Below are 18,032 nucleotides of genomic sequence, written 5' to 3'. Positions count from 1 at the left end.
CAGCCGTTCGTGGGGTGCTGCCCCGCCACGGGGCCTGTTGCGGCGGACGCGGGTGTTCGCCCTTGCCGGACCGGACCGGGCCGTGGTGCCGGGGCGGTGCCGTGGCTCAGCCGGCGCGCAGGTCGTCCAGGTAGAAGGAGCCGCGGGTGGTGGTGCCGGTGTCGGCCTGGTTGACGAAGACGTTGAACTGGGAGAGGTCGGCCAGGTCCTGCGGGGTGATGCGGCGGTCGGCGTGGGCGGTGTCCCAGGGGGCGGGGCGGAAGTCGGAGAACGGGATCCGCAGGGTGCCGCCCTCGGTGCCGGCCATGGACGGGTACGCCTCGTAGGCGATGCCGCCGGCGACGAGCTGGAGGACCAGCTTGTGCCGGGAGCCGTCCGGCTTGAGCCACATCGACAGGCCGGTGAAGGCGGACCAGTCGCCGTCGAGCCGCCGTCCGATGCCGGTGTAGTTCTGGAAGCCGAAGTCGTAGTCGAAGCGCAGTGCGCTCGTGCCGGAGCCGACGGGGTCGTGCGACAGGGAGATGGTGTTGGTGCCGTAGGGGCTGTAGGCGGAGCGCAGGTCGGTGTCGTCGACGTAGCCCTCGAAGTCGTCCACGACACCAGCGGGCAGCGGGGGCTTCTCGCCGAGGGCGACGCGGTGGTCGACGGCGAGCGTCCGGTGTCCGGGCAGGTCGGCCCGGACCTTGAGGGTGGTGATGGTGTTGTCGAGGTTCGCTGCGCCGATGTCCCAGGTGCCGGTGTAGTAGCCGGTGGCGGCGTCGAGCCGCAGCGGGTGCCGGGTGGGGTCGTCGCCGACCGTGAAGTAGACCTGCTTCGGCTTGGCGTCGGCGACGCGGACCCGGACGGTGGTGGAGGGGGTGGTGATGCGCTGGCCGTCGGTGGGGGAGACGGCGTGGGCGGACGGGGCGTGCCGTTCGGCGCGGACCTGTCGCCCGAAGACGTCCCGGGCGTTCAGGTCGGAGCTGAACAGCGAGCGGGGGTCGGCCGCGAACGCGCGGAAGTCGGCGAGGAGCTCGTGGTCCGGGAGGTCGCCGTGCGCCGGGTACGGGACGAAGAACTGGTCGGTGCTGAAGTTCGTCCAGGTCATCATGTACGCGGTGCGGGCGGCGTCCTTGTCCGCGGCGATGGCGTCCAGGAGCTGGGTGTACCACTGGAGGTCGCCGTTGTGGCCGTTGGGCTTGAGGCCGCCGCTCTCGCCGAACTCGGTGAAGGCGGAGACCTTGCCGTGTTCCTCGGCCATGCGGGCGAGCATGCCCAGGTCGGTGACGACGGCGTTCCTCCACTGCTGGGAGCCGTCGGTGCCGTCGTAGTTGTCGTAGCCGAGGACGTCGACGTAGTCGTCACCGGGGTAGGTGCGCAGGTAGACGTCGTCGCTGCCGCCGTAGCCGCCGCCGGGCGAGTAGGCGTAGAGGAAGTTGTGGACGTCCTTGGTGTCGCGGAGGTACTCGACGGTGTAGCGCCACAGTTCGACGTACTGGGAGGGCGAGGCGTGCGCTGCTCCCCACCAGAACCAGGAGCCGCTGTTCTCGTGGAAGGGGCGGAAGACCACCGGGATGGGGTGGCCGTCGTCGTCGGTGATGCTGTGGGCGAGGCGTGCGACGCGGTCGAGGTAGGCGGTGAAGTCGGCGTTGTGGTCGCCGCCGGGCAGGATCCGCTGGACCACGTTCCCGTTGGTGTCGCCGTAGTTGCCGCCGGTGACGAAGTTGTTCATGTGCGCGCTGATCGTGTTGATCCCGCCGGTGCGGTGGGCGTCCTCGATCAGTTCGACGTAGGTGTCGAACTTCTCCTCGGGGGTGCCGGGGGAGGAGCCGTAGCCCTGGTCGCTCATGTCCCAGCCGTACACCGCCGGGTGGTCGCCGACACCGGCGAGCACGTCGGAGGCGGTGCCGTCCGCCTTGGCGAAGGTCACGCCGAACTCGGTGGTCTGCTGGTGGCCGAACAGTACGGCGGAGTCGTGTCCGTCCCGCAGGTAGGAGAACAGCGAGCGGGTCTCCGCGGTCGCGTCGGGGTCGGAGATGTCCACGGTGCGCGACGGGGGGCGGTGGTCCGCGGGGGCCGCTGCGGCGCTCGCTGCGGTTGCGGTGAGCAGGCCGACGCCGAGGGCGCAGGCCGTGGCCGCGGCGGTCAGCCGGCGGCGCGGTCCGGTGGATCCGGGTGGCGTTCTCATGTGCTTCTCCTGTGCCGGGTGGGGGCGCGGGCGTCCTGCTCGGGGCGCGGTGCAGCTGCCGGTCCGGTGTGGTGGCCTGGCCAGGCGCGGGCGGTGAGCAGGGGGCGCGGGCGCGGGGCGGGGCGGCGGGTGGCCGTCCCGGGTCGGTGGGGGCGGGGTGCCGCGCGGGGTGCGCTCCGGGCGGTCGGTGCCGTCGCGGATCAGGTCGGGGCGGTCGGGGCGGAGGTCAGGCGGGGGCGCCGTGCAGGTGGCGCAGTCCGGTGTCCGGGGCGGGCGCGCCGTGCTGGAGGGCTGCGACCGCGGCGGCTCCGATGAGGCCGGCGTCCAGGGCGAGGCGGGCCGGGACGACCTGGAGGTTCCTGGTGAAGTCCAGGGCGGCGTAGGTGTCGAGGTGCCGGCGCAGTGGCGCGAAGAGGAGGTCTCCGGCCTGGGAGACCCCGCCGCCGATCACCGCGAGGTCCAGTTCGACGAGGGAGGCGGTGGCGGCGATGCCGGCGGCCAGGGCGCGTCCGGCGCGGTCGAACGCGGCGAGGGAGGCGGGGTCGCCGTCGCGGGCGGAGGCGGCTGCGGCGGCCGCGGTCGCCTCCGTGCCCGCGGGCGGCTGCCATCCGGCCGCGGTCGCGTACCGGGCGATCGCCGGGCCGGCGGCCAGCAGTTCCACGCACCCGCGGGAGCCACAGGGGCAGTGGTCGCCGTCCAGTTCCACGCTGATGTGCCCGAGGTGGCCGGCGTTGCCGGTGGGACCGGGGTGCAGGCGTCCGTCGAGGACGAGTCCGGCGCCCACGCCGGTGGACACCACCAGGCACAGGGCGTTGTCGGCGCCGCGGGCGGCGCCCTTCCAGTGCTCGGCCGCGGTCATCGCGACCGCGTCGCCGACGAGGACCGGTTCGATGCCGGGCGCGAGGGCGGGGTGGGCGCGGATCGCGGCCACCAGGGGGAAGCCGCGCCAGCCGGGGATGTTGACCGGGCTGACGGTTCCGGCGGCGGTGTCCACCGGCCCGGCGCTGCCGACGCCCAGGCAGGTGACGTTCCGCCAGGCGGCGTGCGCGGCCAGCTCGTCGAGCACGGCCGTGACGGCGGCCATGACCACCGGCGCGGGCTCCCTGGCGGGCGTCGGCCGCTCGCTGCGGACCAGGACCTTCCCGTCCGTGTCCACCACCGCGCCGGCGATCTTCGTACCGCCGACGTCGAGTGCTCCGTACATGCCGCTGGCTTCCTTCCGCGGTGGCCCACCGGGCTCCCGGTTCCGCGAGGGACGGTTCGGCCGATGGGCGGGCGCGAGGGCGCGCGGTCACCGGCCGGGTGCCGATCGAGGGTGGGGGAGCGCCCGGACGAGAGGCCGGGACAAGAGGCACGGAGGGGAGGCGCATCGCCCGCCGGGGTTCGCGGCGGAGCTCCCGTCCGTGTGTCCCCGACGTTAGGAGGCCGGGAGCACCGGCCGCAAGAGGTCGGCGGGACTAACTTTTTCTACCGTACAAAGTTCTCCGGGCGGGGTGGCCTGCCGGAAGCGGTGCGGTGCGGCGGGCGCGCCTACCGGCCCGCGCGGGCCGGGGCGGTGGCGGGGGCCGTCGACTCGGCCTCGCCGTAGGTGCCGGGGAGCGGGATGCCGTTCTGCCGCAGGGGTACCAGTTCGGCGCGCAGCATCATGGTCGCCGCGCCGATCGCCGGAGCGGTGGCGGGCGATGCCGACAGCCGCACCCGTACCGGGTGGGCGGCGCGGGCGAAGAAGGCCCGGTCGAGTTCCTCCTGGACGATGGGGAGGTAGAAGGACCCGGCGATGGCCAGGCTCGGGCCGGTGAGCACGAGGTGTTCGAGGTCCATGATGTTGGCGAGGGTGCGGGCGGCCAGGGCGAGCCAGCGGGCGGAGGTCTCCAGCAGGTCGCGGGCGCCGGTGTCGCCGAGCCGGGCGGCCCGGGCGACGGCGTCGAAGTCGGCTGCCACCGAGGGGCGTTGGCCGCCCGGGCCCTGGGTCAGCCCGGCGGCGCGGGCGATGTTCGCGTCGGCCCGGGCCTGGGTCACCACGGCGGCCGGGCCGGCCAGCGCCTCGGTGCACCCGCGGGCGCCGCACCAGCAGTCGGGGCCGTTGGCGTCCAGGCAGATGTGCCCGATCTCGCCGGCGTTGCCGCTCCCGCCGCGGTACGAGGCGCCGTCGATCATCAGCCCCGACCCGATGCCGGTACCGATGTAGAGCGCCGCGAAGCTGGCGGCGTCGCGCATGACGCCCGACCAGTGCTCGCCGAGGGCGGCCGCGGTGGCGTCGTTCTCCAGGATGACGGGCAGGCCCACGGCCTCGGCCAGCGCCTGGTCCAGCGGGAACTCCTCCCAGTGGCGCATCGTCGGCGGCGTCAGCCGCATGCCGCTGGAGGGCGTCAGCGGGCCGGGGGCCACCAGGCCCAGCCCCAGGACCAGGTCGGGGCTGATGCCCACGCCCTGGACGAGCTTGTGCACGGCGTCGGCCATCCGGGCCACCACCACGGGCGGGTCGTCCGTGCCCACACCGGCCCGCGACATCCGGGCCACCACGGAGCCGCCGAGATCGGTCAGCACGTAGGTGATGCCGGAGTGGTCCAGGTGGATGCCGACGGCGTAGCGGGAGCTCTCGTTCAGGGCCAGCAGGGTGCGGGGTTTGCCACCGGTGGACTCCGCACGTCCCACCTCGGTGACCAGGCCGTCGTCGATCAGGCGCCGCACCACGGTGGAGATCGTGGCGCCGGTGAACCCGGTGGCCTCGATCAGCCGGACGCGGCTGATCGTCCCCGCCGCCCTGATGACGTCCAGGACGGCGGCACGGCTGGTCGCGTGCGGCATGTCCCTCGACGGACCGCCCATCAAGATCCTCCCCGGCGCCCGTGCGGGCGCTGCGCTTTCGGCCGGATGCTCCGGCTCCGCCCAGTTTAGTGACAGTGACGCCCGGTCCACCGCGGTGGGCGCCGCTCCCCGGAGGGAGCGTGCCGGGCCGGGTGTGCCGGTAACTCGGTGGCGTCGAAGTGTTGACTTTCTTTATTCGCCACCTTAACAATCTTGCCACATCACCGTGCTCCGTCTTCTGCGGACGCCCCCCGAAACCCCCGGCCGTCCGGCCCGCACCGCCTCAAGAGAGTGGCTGACATGTCCAGATTTCGCAGAGCCTCCCGTCGCCTCACCGTCGTGGGGGCGCTGTCCCTCGGTCTCGTCCTGACCGGATGCGGCGGTGGCGGCAGCAAGTCCGGCGGCGGCAACTCCGACACGCTGATCGCCTACACCGGCCAGAGCGGCGACTACCAGATCAACTTCAACCCCTACTCGCCGACCGTCATCGACGGCCCCGGCACGGTGTACGAGCCGCTGTTCTTCTACAACGTCGCGCACAAGGACGACCCCACGCCGCGGCTGGGGACGGAGTACTCCTGGAACAAGGAGGGCACCGAGCTCTCGGTCACGCTGCGCCCCGACGCCAAGTGGACCGACGGGCAGAAGTTCACCGCCGACGACGTCGTCTTCACCCTCGACATGATCCGCAAGAACCCGGAGATGAACAGCACCGGGTACGCGGGCACCGCCACCGCGGTCGACGAGACCCACGTGAAGATCGCCTTCGACAAGCCGTCCTTCAGCGACGGCCCGCAGATCCTCGGCCGGTTCTGGATCGTGCCCAAGCACATCTGGTCGACGCTCGCCAAGCCCTCCGAGGACGTCATGAAGAACCCGGTGGGCACCGGTCCGTTCAAGCTCGCCGACTTCAAGCCGCAGGCGTTCACCCTGGAGGCCAATCCCGACTACTACGGGGGCGCCCCCGCGCTCAAGAAGATCCGCTTCGTCGCGCTCTCCGGCAACCAGTCCGGCGCCGACGCCCTGAAGGCTGGCCAGATCGACTGGCAGACGGGCCCGGTCCCCGACATCAAGGACGTCGCGAAGAACTACCCCGGCTACCAGGCCATCACCGTGCCCATGAACCAGGCCGCGCTGTTCACCTGCTCCAACGCCGAACTCGGCTGCACCGGACCGCAGACCGACCCGGCGGTGCGCAAGGCGATCTACTACGCCATCGACCGCACCCAGCTCAACGCGCTGGCCTTCGAGAACACCGCCAGCGAGATCTCGCCCGGCTACGCCCTGGTCGCGCGCGACAAGGCGCTGCTGTCCTCCAAGCTCACCGACCAGGTCGCCCCGATGGACCCGCAGGCCGACAAGGCGAGCCGACTGCTGGAGGAGGCCGGCTACACCAAGGGATCCGACGGCGTCTACGCCAAGAACGGCGAGAAGCTCACCCTCACCGTCAAGGTCGTCTCCGGATGGACCGACTACATCACCGCGGTCACCACCATCGGCGAACAGCTCAAGAAGGCCGGCATCAAGCTGACCGTCCAGCAGGTGTCGTGGAACGAGTGGTCGGACGCGCGCGGCCGCGGCCAGTACGAACTGCTCATCGACTCCCTGTCGCAGGGCCCGGCCCCCGACCCCTACTACCCGTACAGCTACTTCTTCTCCTCCAAGACCACCGCCCCCGTCGGCGAGGCCGCCAACCCCAACTTCGCCCGGTTCAAGAACGCCGACGTCGACGCCGCCCTGGACGCCCTCAAGGTCATCGACCCCGAGGACACCGCGGCCCGGCAGCCCTACTACGACACGATCCAGGCCGAGATCGAGAAGTCGATGCCCTACATCCCGCTGCTCACCGGCGGCACCACCAGCGAGTTCAACACCGGCAAGTTCACCGGATGGCCCACCCAGGACAACCTCTACGCGTTCCCCGCCGTCTGGGGCCGGCCCGACAACTCCGAGATCTTCCTGCACCTCAAGCCCGCCAAGTGAGGCGCAGGGAAGTGAACACGCTGTCGAGGAGGAGCGCAACATGATCGGTAGCAGCCGATGAGGTACTACGCCCGCAAGACCGGTTTCTATCTCGTCGCCCTGTGGGCGGCCGTCACACTCAACTTCTTCATCCCCCGGATGATGCCGGGCAACCCGGTGGACATCCTGATGGCGAAGCTGCAGCAGCGCGGCGGTACCGTCGGTCCATCGGTGCGCAGATCGTACGAGCTCCTCCTCGGAGCCGACCACAGCGACTCGCTCGCCCAGCAGTACCTGTCCTACCTGAACAACCTGCTGCACGGGGACTTCGGGATCTCGGTCAGCGCCTACCCGGCCAAGGTGTCCGACGTGATCGGGCAGTCCCTGCCCTGGACCATCGCCCTGGTCGGACTCGCGACGCTGATCTCCTTCGTCCTCGGCCTCACCCTCGGGGCCCTGGTCGGCTGGAAGCGCGGCTCCTGGCTCGACTCGATCATCCCCGGCACCACCGTGCTGGCGGCCGTGCCCTACTTCTGGCTGGCCCTGATCCTCGCCGCCCTGCTGTCCTCCACCCTGAACTGGTTCCCGCTCCTCGGCGGCTACGACGTCACCTACGACATCGGATGGAACTGGGACTTCGTCTCCTCCGCCGTCCAGCACGGCATCCTGCCCGCGCTGACCATCGTGATCTCCTCCGTCGGCGGCTGGCTGCTGGGCATGCGCAACATGATGGTCTCCACCGCAGCCGAGGACTACATCCTCACCGCCCGGGCCAAGGGCCTGCGCAACCGCCGCGTCATGATCCGCTACGCCGCCCGCAACGCGGCCCTCCCCTCCGTCGCGGGCTTCGCCACCTCCCTCGGGTTCGTGGTGTCCGGCTCGGTCATGACCGAGCAGGTCTTCTCCTACCCCGGCATCGGCGGCCGCCTCCTGCAGGCCGTGGAGAACAACGACTACGCGCTGATGCAGGGCATCTTCCTCGTCATCACCGTCGCGGTCCTGGGTGCCAACCTGCTCGTGGACCTCCTGTACGGGCTGATCGACCCCCGTACCCGAGCGGGCAACTGAGCGGAAGGAACCACCCGTGACGACCCAACTCCCCCTGCCCGACGGCCTGGCGGACCTGCCGCCCGGCGCACCGGGCACCACCGCGCCCCCCTCCGGCCGACGCACCGGATGGCGGGCCGTGCTCCCGACGTGGACGCCGAAACTCGCCATCGGCCTCGGCCTGGTGGCCGCCGTCGCCCTGTTCGGCCTGCTGGGCCCGCTGCTGGCCGGCGACCCCAACACCATCCGCAACATCGGGCTGACCGGCCCCAGCGGCGACCACTGGCTCGGCACCACCCAGACCGGCCAGGACGTCCTCGACCAGCTCACCCGCGCCACCCGCGGCTCACTGCAGATCGGCCTGTTCGTCGGCGTCCTGGCCACCGCCCTGTCCGCCCTGGTCGGCGTGGTCGGCGGCTACGCCGGCGGTCTCGTCGACGAGGCGTTCTCGCTCCTGTCCAACGTCATGCTGGTCATTCCCGGCCTGCCGCTGGTCATCGTCATCTCCGGCTTCGTCCCCGCCGAACAGCGCGGCTCCTGGACCGTGGTCCTCGTCCTCGCCCTCACCGGCTGGGCGTCGGCCGCCCGCGTCCTGCGCGCCCAGACCCTCTCGGTGCGCAACCGCGACTACGTCGCCGCGGCCAAGGTCGCGGGCGAGAAGCCCTGGCGGGTGATCTGCGTGGAGATCCTGCCCAACCTGCTGCCCGTCCTCGCCTCCCAGTTCGTCTTCTCGGTGGTCGCGGCCATCCTCAGCGAAGCGGGCCTGTCCTTCCTCGGCCTGGGCGCCTCCAACTCCTCCACGCTCGGCACCATGCTGTACTTCGCCCAGAACGGCTTCGCCCTCCAGCGCGACGCCTGGTGGTGGTTCGTCCCGCCCGGCCTGATCATCGCCGCCCTCGGCTGCGGACTCGCCCTGGTCAACCTCAGCCTCGACGAGATCATCAACCCCCGGCTGCGCAGGCCCGGCCGCCGACGCAACACCCCCGAGAAGGCGGACCGCAGCCCGAACCACGCCGTCAGGAGCACCGCCGCATGACCACCCACAACCCGCCGCCGCGCACCGCGCCGCCCGCCCCCGACGCGGCCCGACCGGTGCTCACCGTCCGCGACCTCAACGTCGTCTACCGCGGCGACCGGACCGTGCACGCCGTCAAGGACGTCTCCCTGACCCTGCACCGCGGCGAGATCCTCGGCCTGGCCGGCGAGTCCGGCTGCGGCAAGAGCACCCTCGCCTACGCCGTCAACCGGCTCCACGAATGGCCCGCCGAGGTCAGCTCCGGAACCGTCACCTTCCACGACCGCGACGGGCACGACCTGGACCTGCTCGCCCTGCGCGACGAGGAGCTGCGCCGCTTCCGCTGGTCGAAGCTCTCCATGGTCTTCCAGGGCGCCATGAACGCCCTCAACCCGGTCACCACCGTGCGGGCGCAACTGGAGGACGTGCTCACCACCCACCGCCCCGGGATGTCCAAGCAGCAGCGCAGGGCGCGCTGCGCCGAGGTCCTCGACCTCGTCGGCGTCGAACCGGGCCGCATGCACTCCTACCCGCACGAACTGTCCGGCGGCATGCGCCAGCGCGTGATGATCGCGATGGCACTGCTGCTCGACCCGCAAGTCATGATCATGGACGAGCCCACCACCGCGCTCGACGTCCTGGTCCAGCGCGGCATCCTGCGGGAGATCCTGCGGCTGCGCGACGAACTCGGCTTCGCCGTCGTCTTCATCACCCACGACCTGCCGCTGCTGCTCGAACTGAGCGACCGCATCGCCGTGATGCTGCGCGGCGAGATCGTCGAGTACGACACCGCCGAGACCCTCTACCGGCACCCGCGCCACCCCTACACGCGGCAACTGCTGGAGTCCTTCCCGAGCCTCACCGGCGAGCGCGGCGCCTTCCTCCGCGCCACCGGCCCGGCCAGCCCGCCCGCCGCCGGCCCGGCTCCCCACGACCAGGCCCGTCCCGCCGGGAGCACCCGATGACCACACTCGAAGTACGCGACCTCGTCAAGGAGTTCACCCTCCGCTCCGGGCTGCGCCGCAGCACCCTGCGGGCCGTGCACAAGGTCACGTTCACCCTGGTGCCGGGGCGCACCGTCGCCGTCGTCGGAGCCTCCGGCTCGGGCAAGTCCACCGTCGCCCGCATGATCGCCCGGCTGGAGAAGCCCACCTCCGGCACCATCACGGCCCTCGGCCCGGACGGCGAACCGGTCCGCGACCGCGCCTACCGCGACCACGTGCAGATGGTCTTCCAGGACCCGTTCGCCTCCCTCAACCCGTTCCACAGCATCGAGCACCACCTGGCCCGCCCCCTGCTGCTGCACGGCCGGGCCGAGGGGCGCGAGGAGGTCCGCGAACAGGCGGCCCAACTGCTGGAACGGGTCAACCTCCCCACCGCGCTGATGGACCGCCGCCCGCACGAACTCTCCGGCGGCCAGCGCCAGCGCGTCGCCATCGCCCGGGCCCTGGCCCCCGGCGCCCAGGTGATCGTCGCCGACGAACCCGTCTCCATGCTGGACGTCTCCAGCCGGCTCGGCGTCCTCAACCTGCTGGCCCGCCTGCAGCAGGAGGACCGCCTCGCCGTCCTCTACATCACCCACGACCTCGCCACCGCACGCCACTTCTCCGACGACATCCTGGTCATGAACCGCGGCCGGATCGTCGAGCGCGGCCCCGCCGACGCGGTCATCCTCGATCCCCACCACCCCTACACCCGGACCCTGGCCGCCGCCGCCCCCAACCCCGAACTGCGCGGACGCCTGCGCTCGGCGGAGCCGGAACCCAAGGCCGCCACCGACCGCGACCACCTCACCTACGACCACGACGCCGGACGGTGGATCGACATCGACGCCGACCAGCCCGCCGCCGCCTGACAGCACGGCCGAACACCGGCCCGGCCCGCACCGGCCCGGGCCCCGGACCGTTCCCCGCCCCGTCGGACCGGACCCCGGCGGGGCGGAGAACCGGGCCGGGGCAGCGGCGCAACACTGCCCCGGCCCACCCCAAGTGCCGCGGAGGAACCCCCTCCGCGGCACTTCGGCACGTCCTGTCGGCGTACTGCTCCGAGCGCTCCGGTCCGTACGGGGTCGGGTGCACCACTCATGACCTGGCTCAGCGAAGTCTGCCTCGCCGCCCACCACCGCACGGCGTACCCCCTGTACCGCCGCGCCTGCGCCCGGCGGCGGCACCGCACGTTCCGGTAGCCGGGGCCGGGGCCGGGGCGGCGCTTCGGGCTCAGGCCCGCGGCGGCCTCAGTGGCGGATCTTGGTGAAGCAGAGCGTGGAGTCGATCCTGCGGCTGGAGACGTACCGGATGCCGTAGTCGAACTTCTCGCCGCAGTGCTTGTCCTCACCGAGCAGTTGGTCCGCCATCTTGTACTCGGCCTCGGGAGAGGCGCAGTCCACGACGGTCGGCACCGGATGCCCCTCCGGATCGGCGACCTTGACGCAGTCCCCGATCTCCGGATCGTGCGTCTTGGCCTCGGCCGCCCGCGCGGACTGCGACGCCTCCGCCTTGGCCTTTCCGCCGGTGGGGCTCGTGTTGTAGTCCCACACGTACCAGGCACCGCCACCGAAGACCGCCAGCACGATGCCGGCGGACAGCAACGCCTGCACCGGGCTCCGGCGCCGCGGCGCCGACGGACCGGCCGGCGGGCGTGGTCCGGGCGCGGGCTGCTGGACGTACGGCGCGTGCGGCTGCGACCCGGACACGGGCGGCTGACCATAGGTGGGCTGACCGCCGTAGGGCTGACCGCCGTAGGGCTGAGCGCCGTACGGCTGCGGGGCCGGCGGCTGCCCGTACGGCTGGTTCGGGTAGGGCGGCGGTGCGGACATGAGCGGGTAACCCCCCGTGGCAGACACATGCGAATGATCACCGAAACGGTGACCACCGAAGGGTAGTCAGTCGACATTCCCCTTCGATCAGCTGATCGGCCCTCCGGGGAATCCCCCACAATCCCCGCACTTTTCCCGGGCTTGACCTCCACTGCAAACAACCCGAACCGACCGCAGCGGGCTCGCGAACAGCAGCCGGTCACCGCATCAACTTCGCGCACGGTCACCCGTACGAGGTGGTGCACGCTGACTCGTACGCGGGCGAGCGGTCGGCACGGCCCGCGGGAACGCCCCGCCCTCCGGTGCGCGGACCGGGGGCGGGGCGTCGGGCGTCGGGCCGGGCGGGCGGCGCGGGCGTCAGACGCGGGTGACCCGCAGCAGGATCAGCCGCTCGGGGTGGAGCGCCGGGGCCTGCAGGCCCGCCTCGGCGAGCGCGGCGCCCGGGAGCTCCACGCCCTCCGGCGTCCACCAGGGCAGGAACAGGCCCCAGTGGTGGGCGTTGCCGTCCGGCACGTCGCCGGGGGCCTGCGGGCGCACCCGGTAGACGGCGCGCGGGTCCAGCCCGGGCAGCTGCACCGAACCGGTCGGGTAGGACTCGGACGTGCCGGTCGCCACCAGCGCGTAGATCGCCTCCGAGCGGTCCCGGGCGACGACGCCGTGCACCTGGTAGGCCGGGTCGGGGTGGTCGCCGTGGACGGACGTCCCCGAGTGCAGCAGCGGCCGCAGCTCCTTGTAGAGGGCCACCCACTGCCCCAGCCGCTCCAGCTCCTGTGGCTGCGCGGCGGTGAGGTCCCACTCGATCCCGAAGTGGCCGAACAGGGCCGTGCCGCCGCGGAAGTCCAGCGGGTGGCCGCGGCCGGTGGTGTGGGAGACGGGCGAGCCGACGTGCGTGCCCATCAGCTCCAGCGGGACGAGCGCGTTGGTCCAGCGCTGGATCCGCTGCCGCTCCAGCGCGTCGATGCAGTCGGACACCCACACCCGGTCCGTCCGCTCCAGGATGCCGAGGTCCACCCGGCCGCCGCCGGAGGAGCAGGACTCGATCTCCACTCCGGGGTGGCGGGCGCGCAGCTCGTCCAGCAGCCGGTAGACGGCCACGGTCTGGTCGTGCACCCCGGCCTGCCCCCCGGGCTGGTGGCCGGCGTCGACGAGGTCGCGGTTGTGGTCCCACTTCAGGTAGGAGATCGGGTAGCTGGAGAGCAGGTCGCTCAGCCGCTCCAGGATGTGGGCGAACGCCTCCGGCCTGGCCAGGTCGAGGACCTGCTGGTGGCGGGAGGCGCCCGGCAGGCGGCCCCCGGTGGCCATGATCCAGTCGGGGTGGGCGCGGGCGAGGTCGGAGTCCTCGTTGATCATCTCCGGCTCGACCCACAGCCCGAACTGCATGCCGAGGCCGGTGACGTGGTCGGTCAGCGGACCCAGCCCGTCCGGCCACACCTCGTCCGAGACGTACCAGTCGCCGAGCGCCCGCCGGGCGTCGCGGCGGTCGCCGAACCAGCCGTCGTCGAGGACGAACCGTTCCGCGCCGACCTCGGCCGCCCGGTCCGCGAGCTGCTTGAGCCGCTCCAGGTCCTGGTCGAAGTAGACCGCCTCCCAGGTGTTGACGACCACCGGCCGGGGCGAGGAGGGGTGGTGCGGCCGGGCGCGCAGGTGGCGGTGGAAGCGCGCGGAGACCTCGTCCAGACCGCGCCCGAACGAGCCGTACTGCCAGGGCGTGGAGTAGCTCTCGTCCGGGCCGAGGATCACCTCGCCGGACAGCAGCAGCTCCCCGGAGCCCAGCAGCGAGACGGAGTGGAAGGTGCGCTCGGCGAAGGTGCGGTGGTTGCCGGACCAGGCGGTGTGCACCGCCCACACGTCGCCGCCGCGGTTGCCGAAGCCCCGGGTGCCCGCCGCGAGGAGGTAGGCCGCGTCGTAGCCGGTGCGGCCGGTGCGGTTCTCCCGGACCCGCAGGCCCTGGGTGAAGGCGGTGCGCTGGGGGCTGCGTTCGCGCAGGTGGTGGCCGGTGAAGTCGAGCAGTTCGACGGCGGCCGGCGGCACGGGCAGGGTCAGGTTCACCGCGTCGACGGAGAACGGGGTGCCCGCCCGGTTGGTCAGGGTGGCGCGCTGGCGCACCAGGCCCTCGGGGGAGAGCTGGACGGTCAGCGCCAGGTCGAGCGCGGCCGCCTGGTCGTGGGCCTGCACGACCAGGGTGCCCGGGCGGTCGCCCTCGGCGCCCTCGTCGAAGACCAGGTCGGTGCCGGTGACCTGGAAGGCGGACGAGAAGGCCGCCCCGCCGCGGTTGCCCACCAGGCCGGGGGTGCCCAGCCAGCCGGCCGACTGCTCCGGCAGGACGGACACCTCGACGCGGTCGTCGATGGAGAAGCCGATCGGCTGCCGGAGCGAGGCGAGCCGCAGCGCGCGCAGGTGCTCCGCCGACAGCTCGCCCAGGTCGGCCCCCCAGTGCAGGACGCGGGGCAGGCGGGTTCCGGAGGTGTCGAGGACCAGGGCGGTGCCCGCGGCACGCAGGTGGACCACGGCGGGCAGGGAGATGAACGAATCGGCCGGCACAGCGGCGCCTCCTGACAGGAGTGGGTCGGTCGCGTCGTTGACTTACTTAATTCATCAACGTAAGAATGATCGAAAGCCTATCCGCCCTGCAGGAAAGACGCCAGGGCCGGTGATGACGGGCTCTGAACCAAGGGGAGTGGGATGGTACGAAGAAGCCCGGTCGGCGGTCCACGGTTCCACGCGCCGCCGGTCGGCGCCGCCGCGGCCGAGCGCCGATCGTGCCGGGAGGGCGGCGCCCCCGGTGCTAAAGTCTGGCCCCGGACGAGGACCCGCACCGGCCGCGGCCGAGGGGAGCCCGTCCGCTCCTCCGCCCGGGCCGCCCTCCCGCCCCTGCCCGTGCACCGCGCCCACCTCACGACCCTGGAGACGGGATGACCTTCGCCCACCGCGACCGCACGCAGCCGGGCGCCCTGGGACTGGTCCTCGCGCGCTCGACCCGGCTGTTCGGCACGGAGCCGTTCTTCATGGAGTTCATCGCCGGCATGGAGGCGCGCCTGGTGACGCACGACATGTCGGTGCTCCTGCACGTGGTCCCCACCCGGGACGAGGAGATGGCCGCCTACCAGCGGTGGGCCAAGGGCGACCTGGTCGACGCCGTGGCCGTGGTCAACCTCACCGAGGGCGACCAACGCCCCGCCGCCCTGGACGAGTTGGGGCTGCCGGCGATCCTGGTCGGCACCTGGCCGGAGGACCTCTCCCGGCCGGCCGTCCGCACCGACGACGGCGGCCCGGTGCGCGAGGCCGTCGCCCGGCTCGCCGAGCTGGGCCACCGCTGCATCGCCCGGGTCTCGGGCCCGCTGTCCCTGCTGCACACCCAGGCCCGCTCCCTCGCCCAGCAGGAGGCGTGCCGGGAGGCGGGCATCGAGTCCGTGACCGTCGAGGGCGACTACACGGCCGAGTCCGGTGCGCGGCTGACCACCGAACTGCTCGCCCGCACCCCCCGCCCCACGGCCGTCCTCTACGACAACGACGTGATGGCGGTCGCGGGCCTGGCCGCGGCCAAGGACCTCGGCCTGGAGGCCCCCGCCGACCTGTCCCTGATCGCCTGGGACGACTCCACGCTGTGCCGGCTGACCGCCCCGCCGCTGACCACCATGACCGTCGACGTGCACCGCTTCGGCGCGATGGTCGCCGAAGCGGCCCTGGAACGGATCGCGGGGCGTTCCGTCCCCGAACGCTGGTCGCCCACGGCGCACTTCGTGCAGCGCGGCACCACGGGGCCGGCGCCGTCCGAGCAGTGACATCACCCGGCGGCGGCCGCCCCGATCCGTCGGCGCAGGGACGAGGCGGAAGGCGGTCGCGGGCAAGGGCTTCCGTCCCCTCGGGTTCAGGGAGCGGGTCGGGGCCGCCAGGTGCCGATGCGGTCCAGCCGGCGCAGTTGCTGGTCGGCGGCGGCCAGGTCGAGGCCCTGGCCGCGGGCCGTCAGACGACCGGCCGCGGCGCTGCGGAGGGCGACCGGTTCTTCGTCGTCGTACTTGAACTTCGCCCGGACGTCGACGACTTCGAGGCGCAGGCCGCGGATGCCGGACAGCATGCGGCCGTACGGGGGCAGGCCCACGGCCACGGGGGCGTGGTCGCCGTCGGGCTGGAAGTGGTCGAGCTGGCGGCGCAGCAGTTCGGCCTTGCCCTCGGGGTCGTCGACGAGGCGGGCGCGGCAGGTGAACTGGACGGCCGCGTAGTAGCTGGTGGGGACGCCGTCGCGGGGCGGGGTGTCCGGCCCGGCGCGCCACGGTCCGGGGACGAAAGCGTGGTCGCCGACGACGGCGAGGACGACGTGCGGGTCCCGTTCGATCGCTTCGCAGGCCGGGTTGGGGCGGGCGAGGTGGACCAGCAGGTGGTCGCCGTCCACGGCGAAGTGGGTGGGGACGACGGTGGGCGGGTGGCCGGGGGAGCCGTTGACGCACAGCTGGCCGAAGTCGTGACCGTCGGCGATCCAGGCCCGCCACTCGGCCTCGTCCAGGGCCGCGTCCCAGGGGTGCACGAACACGCTGTCCTCCTTCGGTGGGTTCACGCGGGTCGGGGTGCGGGCGGTCAGGCCAGGGCGAGGAGGCTCACGGCGGCGGCCGCCACGCCGAGCCCGGCGAGCTGGCCGCGGTGGACGCGTTCGCCGAGCACCGCGCGGGCGAGCAGGACCGTACCGGCCGGGTAGAGCGCGGTGATCACGGCGACGACGGTGAGGTCCCCGCTGCGGGCCGCGAGCAGGAAGAGCAGGTTCGCCACCGAGTCCAGCACGCCCGCGACGGCCGAGACCGCGTAGGCCGGTCGCTCGGGCCCCAGGCTCCGGCGCAGCAGTGCGGCGGCCGCCAGGACCACCGCGGACGAGACGGCCCGGCCCGTGATCAGCGGGGCCACCCCGCTATCGGAGGGGGCCTGGTGCAGGAAGACCAGTTGCAGGGCGATGGCCGCGCCCGCGCCGAACGCCAGCAGCAGCGCGGTGCGGGAAGGGCGGGCGGTACCGCTGCCGGACCCGGCGCTGACGAGGACGACGGCGGCCAGGGCCAGCGGCAGGCCCAGCAGGCCCGCCACGCCCAGGTGTTCGCCCTGCAGCAGCCCGACCGCGACCGGCAGCGCGGCGGAGACCAGCGCCGTCACCGGCGAGAGCACGTTCATCGGCCCGATCGCCAGGGTGCGGTAGAGCAGCGCGAACGCGGCGGCCGAGGCGACTCCCGACGCGGCGCCCCACCCGACGGCCCCCGGGCTGAAGGAGGCTCCCAGCACCGGCCACAGCAGCAGTTCCACGGCGAGGCTGGCCGGTGCCGCGATCATGACGGTGCGCAGCACGTGGGCCTTGCGGGCGCCCAGGCCGCCGAGGAAGTCGGCGCACCCGTAGGCGAGGGAGCTGCCGAGGGCGAGCAGCAGAGCAATCACGGGACGGGTCCTTCGCTATCATTGGAACGACCCCACGGTACAACGGATCGACCGGATTCGACCAATGGAATGACCGCCGGGTTCGATCGAATGACCTCGAAGGGACGATGGCCGGATGACCGAGGCGGACGCGGCGCTGCGCACGGTGGCCCAGAACGTACGTGCGGCCCGCACACGGGCCGGCCTGTCCCTGGAGGAGCTCGGGCGGCGCGCCCAGGTGAGCAAGGGTGCCCTGGTCGGACTGGAGAAGGCCCAGGGGAACCCGAACCTGGCCACCCTGGTCCGCCTCGCCGACACCCTCGGCATCTCGGTCTCCGCCCTGATGCAGGGGCCGTCCGAAGGGCGGGTCCGTGTCGTGTCCGCCGACGACGTGGCGCCCCTGTGGACCGGGAGGCTGGGCAGCGAGGCCAGACTGATGCTCACCACCGCGGGCCCCTGCCCGGTCGAGGTCTGGCGCTGGCAGCTGCAGCCGGGCGAGGACTACCCCAGCCACCCCCACCAGGCCGGAGTGGTCGAGACGATCAGCGTCACCGCCGGCAGCATGGTCCTGCTCCTCGACGGCACGGAGCACCCGATCGAAGCCGGTCAGACCGCCACCTTCGACGCCGACGCCCCGCACACCTACCGGGGCACCGGCGCCGAACCCTGTCGACTGGTCATGACCGTCCACCTGCCGCCGGGGCCGGCAGCCGCACTCTGACCCGGCCGCGGGGAGGGCGCGAGCCCGGCGCACGAGCCCGTCCGGGACCCACGATTGCCGAGCGGCGGTGGTCTGTCGGGGCAGGACCCACCAGCGCGGCCACTGGACT

General features: G+C 72.8%; 14 protein-coding genes. 7 read left to right on the top strand and 7 right to left on the bottom strand.

What is annotated here, in order from left to right; all coding sequences use genetic code 11:
• Positions 1-106 precede the first annotated feature (106 nt).
• The 3 genes from OO48_RS27250 to OO48_RS27240 all read right to left on the bottom strand — a co-directional run bounded on the left by OO48_RS27250 (position 107) and on the right by OO48_RS27240 (position 4,996).
• Positions 107-2,167 carry a glycosyl hydrolase gene (locus OO48_RS27250; protein ID WP_051732908.1) on the bottom strand — a complete coding sequence of 687 codons (2,061 nt, stop codon included), beginning with the start codon at positions 2,165-2,167 and terminating at the stop codon, positions 107-109.
• Positions 2,168-2,393: 226 nt separating this feature from the next.
• Positions 2,394-3,371 carry an ROK family protein gene (locus OO48_RS27245; protein WP_033220942.1) on the bottom strand — a complete coding sequence of 326 codons (978 nt, stop codon included), beginning with the start codon at positions 3,369-3,371 and terminating at the stop codon, positions 2,394-2,396.
• A 326-nt stretch (positions 3,372-3,697) separates the two neighbouring features.
• Complete coding sequence (locus tag OO48_RS27240; RefSeq protein WP_051732906.1) at positions 3,698-4,996, bottom strand: ROK family transcriptional regulator; 1,299 nt, start codon at positions 4,994-4,996, stop codon at positions 3,698-3,700.
• Positions 4,997-5,314: 318 nt separating this feature from the next.
• On the opposite strand from OO48_RS27240, the gene OO48_RS27235 reads away from it, so the two are divergent.
• Genes OO48_RS27235 through OO48_RS27220 form a run of 5 tightly spaced genes read left to right on the top strand, consistent with a single transcriptional unit; the run spans position 5,315 to position 10,854 of the window.
• Positions 5,315-6,958 carry an ABC transporter substrate-binding protein gene (locus OO48_RS27235; protein WP_033220940.1) on the top strand — a complete coding sequence of 548 codons (1,644 nt, stop codon included), beginning with the start codon at positions 5,315-5,317 and terminating at the stop codon, positions 6,956-6,958.
• A 57-nt stretch (positions 6,959-7,015) separates the two neighbouring features.
• On the top strand, positions 7,016-8,005 hold the full coding sequence (locus tag OO48_RS27230) for an ABC transporter permease (protein WP_033220938.1): 990 nt from the start codon (positions 7,016-7,018) through the stop codon (positions 8,003-8,005).
• Positions 8,006-8,021: 16 nt separating this feature from the next.
• Positions 8,022-9,020 carry an ABC transporter permease gene (locus OO48_RS35465; RefSeq protein WP_245194823.1) on the top strand — a complete coding sequence of 333 codons (999 nt, stop codon included), beginning with the start codon at positions 8,022-8,024 and terminating at the stop codon, positions 9,018-9,020.
• On the top strand, positions 9,017-9,964 hold the full coding sequence (locus tag OO48_RS35460) for an ABC transporter ATP-binding protein (protein ID WP_081952424.1): 948 nt from the start codon (positions 9,017-9,019) through the stop codon (positions 9,962-9,964). The genes OO48_RS35465 and OO48_RS35460 overlap by 4 nt, the downstream gene beginning before the upstream one ends.
• Positions 9,961-10,854 (top strand): ABC transporter ATP-binding protein, encoded by an 894-nt coding sequence (locus tag OO48_RS27220; RefSeq protein ID WP_033220936.1) that lies wholly within the window; start codon positions 9,961-9,963, stop codon positions 10,852-10,854. Before OO48_RS35460 ends, OO48_RS27220 begins: the two co-directional genes overlap by 4 nt.
• Before the next feature lie 378 nt (positions 10,855-11,232).
• Here OO48_RS27220 and OO48_RS40240 read toward each other — a convergent pair whose 3' ends face one another.
• Entirely contained in the window at positions 11,233-11,595 is a 363-nt protein-coding gene (locus OO48_RS40240; RefSeq protein WP_245194822.1) for an LppU/SCO3897 family protein, read from the bottom strand.
• 576 nt (positions 11,596-12,171) lie between these two features.
• A complete protein-coding gene (locus OO48_RS27210; RefSeq protein ID WP_033220932.1) occupies positions 12,172-14,355 on the bottom strand; it encodes an alpha-galactosidase in 2,184 nt (727 codons plus the stop codon).
• Positions 14,356-14,726: 371 nt separating this feature from the next.
• Here OO48_RS27210 and OO48_RS27205 point away from each other — a divergent pair, with 371 nt between their 5' ends.
• Positions 14,727-15,596: a LacI family DNA-binding transcriptional regulator gene (locus tag OO48_RS27205; RefSeq protein ID WP_033220931.1), complete on the top strand. Its 870-nt coding sequence runs from the start codon at positions 14,727-14,729 to the stop codon at positions 15,594-15,596.
• Between the two features lie 86 nt (positions 15,597-15,682).
• Here OO48_RS27205 and OO48_RS27200 read toward each other — a convergent pair whose 3' ends face one another.
• Both OO48_RS27200 and OO48_RS27195 read right to left on the bottom strand, forming a co-directional pair.
• Positions 15,683-16,342: an FMN-binding negative transcriptional regulator gene (locus OO48_RS27200; protein ID WP_033220929.1), complete on the bottom strand. Its 660-nt coding sequence runs from the start codon at positions 16,340-16,342 to the stop codon at positions 15,683-15,685.
• 44 nt (positions 16,343-16,386) lie between these two features.
• Positions 16,387-17,223: an EamA family transporter gene (locus OO48_RS27195; protein ID WP_033220927.1), complete on the bottom strand. Its 837-nt coding sequence runs from the start codon at positions 17,221-17,223 to the stop codon at positions 16,387-16,389.
• A 115-nt stretch (positions 17,224-17,338) separates the two neighbouring features.
• Between OO48_RS27195 and OO48_RS27190 the strand changes: the two genes are divergently transcribed.
• Complete coding sequence (locus tag OO48_RS27190; RefSeq protein WP_033220925.1) at positions 17,339-17,923, top strand: helix-turn-helix domain-containing protein; 585 nt, start codon at positions 17,339-17,341, stop codon at positions 17,921-17,923.
• Positions 17,924-18,032: the final 109 nt, after the last annotated feature.

Source organism: Kitasatospora phosalacinea, assembly GCF_000716545.1.
Lineage (GTDB): Bacteria > Actinomycetota > Actinomycetes > Streptomycetales > Streptomycetaceae > Kitasatospora > Kitasatospora phosalacinea.
This window is presented reverse-complemented; position numbering and strand designations above follow the sequence as displayed.